This is a genomic window from Psychroserpens burtonensis DSM 12212 (assembly GCF_000425305.1).
Lineage (GTDB): Bacteria > Bacteroidota > Bacteroidia > Flavobacteriales > Flavobacteriaceae > Psychroserpens > Psychroserpens burtonensis.
The window spans coordinates 1-920 of record NZ_KE384347.1; the positions used below are offsets into that span (position 1 = coordinate 1).

1 protein-coding gene is annotated in these 920 nt (G+C 36.4%); it reads left to right on the forward strand.

Annotated elements, in window-relative coordinates; all coding sequences use genetic code 11:
• The coding region (locus H593_RS21070) for an HYR-like domain-containing protein (protein WP_037052843.1) at positions 1-920 on the forward strand (920 nt) is incomplete at both ends.

The following is a 920-nucleotide window of genomic DNA, read 5'->3' on the forward strand; positions in this document are numbered from 1 at the left end:
AATAACCTAGTTTCAACTTGTGGTCAAGTTGGTACGATCGCTGTTATCTATACTATTACTGACGATTGTGGTAATACAACTACTTTAAACCTAACATTAACTTTAGAAGACTCAACACCTCCTAACTTAGATAATTGCTCTATAACAGATGGATCTATCGAATGTTCTGGTGATGATAACGAGCAATTGGCTAACGATTGGAATACTGCTAATATATCAGCATTAGAAACTTGTGTAACGGATTCTTGCGATACAGATTTTAATGGTCAAGTCACTTCAGATTATGCATACACTAACTTAATACCAACATGTGGTCAAGGAGGAATAATCGCTGTAATTTATACAATTACCGATGACTGCGGAAATGCAACAACCTTATCAGTTACGCTAACTATTGAAGATACCACTGCTCCAACATTTACAGTTCCTGCAGATATAACTCTAGAATGTGATCAAGATCCGTCTGATATGTTACTAACGGGTGATGTCATTGATGAAACGGACTTTTGTTCAGGAGATTTAGAAGCAACATATAATGATATCGTTGCTGATGGTGATTGTGCTAACGCATCTATAATCACAAGAACTTGGACTTTAACTGACGAGTGTGATAATACAACAACTCTAGTACAAACAATTACGGTTCAAGATACCACTGCTCCAACATTTACAGTTCCTGTAGATGCAACACTTGAATGTGATGAAGATTTAATTGATCTGTCCTTAACTGGTGATGTTACTGATGAAGCTGATAATTGTTCTATAGATCTTGAAGCTACATTTACTGATACTGTTGCTTCTGGTGATTGTGCTAACGAATCTGTAATTACAAGAACTTGGTCATTAACCGATGCGTGTGATAATACAACATCTCTAGTGCAAACAATTACGGTTCAAGATACCACTGCTCCAACATTTAC